1 protein-coding gene is annotated in these 1,246 nt (G+C 59.9%); it reads right to left on the minus strand.

Annotation, left to right across the window (positions count from 1 at the left end; genetic code table 11):
* Nucleotides 1-144: 144 nt before the first annotated feature.
* The coding region (locus CWI66_RS17475) for an RNA-guided endonuclease InsQ/TnpB family protein (RefSeq protein ID WP_100732378.1) at nucleotides 145-1,246 on the minus strand (1,102 nt) is incomplete at its 5' end.

Below are 1,246 nucleotides of genomic sequence, written 5' to 3' on the forward strand. Positions count from 1 at the left end.
TTGACCTCCTCCCCTCCCTCAGCTTGCGCTGCCGTCTGACGACGGAAAGGAAGGGGATTCCCTGGTTGTTGCCTTCCAGGTTCCTGCTTCGCAGCCCGTTGCCCCTGGTGATAGCACCTCAGGTCTTACACAAGCTCCACAGGCTTAACCTCCCGTGAGCCCCACGGTAGTTTTCTCATGCTGGCGAAGCTTGTCAGCCCCGGCCAGAATGGCTTTGCCCGATTGCAGTATGTTGCGGGCAGCGTTTACGTCGCGGTCAATGCCTTGGGTGCCACAGCCAGGGCAGTCCCAGGTGCGGACGTTCAGTGGCATCTTCTCGGTGATATGACCACAGTGAAAACAACGCTTCGAGCTGGGATACCACTTGTCGATCTGGACGAACTCACGCCCGTATCGTTCGGCCTTGTACGTCAGTTGTTGGGTGAGCTGATGCCAGCCCACGTCGCTGATGGCCCTGGCCAGCGAGCGGTTTTTGACCATGTTCTTGATTTGCAAGCTTTCGGCAGCAATGACTTGGTTCTCGTGAATAAGCTGCGTGGAAAGTTTGTGGGTGGCGTCACGGCGCTGGTCGGTCAGCCTGGCATGCACCCTGGCGACCCGATGCCGCGCTTTGGCGCGGTTCTGCGACCCTTTCTGTTTACGCGACAGGTTCCGTTGCGCCCGTGCCAGCTTACGCTCAGTGCGCCGCAAAAAACGCGGGTTGGGGATTTTGTCGCCGTCGCTGGTGATGACGCGGTGCGTCAGCCCCAGATCAATGCCGACCATGTTGGGGGTGACCGGCAGTGGTGTGGCCGCTTCCTCCACCAAAAAACTGACATGGTAACGGCCAGCGGTGTCACAGCTCACCGTGATACTGCTCGGCGTGCCGGAAAAAGACCGGCTCCAGCGGATAGCCAGCGGGTCTTTTTGCTTGGCCAGCCACAGTTTGCCGTCGCGCCAGCGAAAGCCGTTGGCCATGTAAGTGGCCGATTGCTTGCGCTGCTTCTTCTTGAAGGTGGGATACCGCGCCTGGCCTTTGAAGAAGTTGCTGAAGGCCCGATCCAGATGCCGGAGCGACTGTTGCAAGCAGACGTTGGACACCTCGGCCAGGAAGGCGGTGTCCGGCTCTTTCTTGAGGCTGGTGAGCGCTTTGGCCGTGGCGTTATAGCCCATGCGTTCCTGGCGCTCGAACCAGGCATCGGTGCGCTGGCGCAGGAAGTGGTTGTAGACGTACCGCACACAGCCAAACGTCCGGGCAAGCTGATCG

The sequence above is a fragment of the Halomonas sp. 141 genome (genome assembly GCF_002810305.1).
GTDB classification, from domain to species: domain Bacteria; phylum Pseudomonadota; class Gammaproteobacteria; order Pseudomonadales; family Halomonadaceae; genus Vreelandella; species Vreelandella stevensii.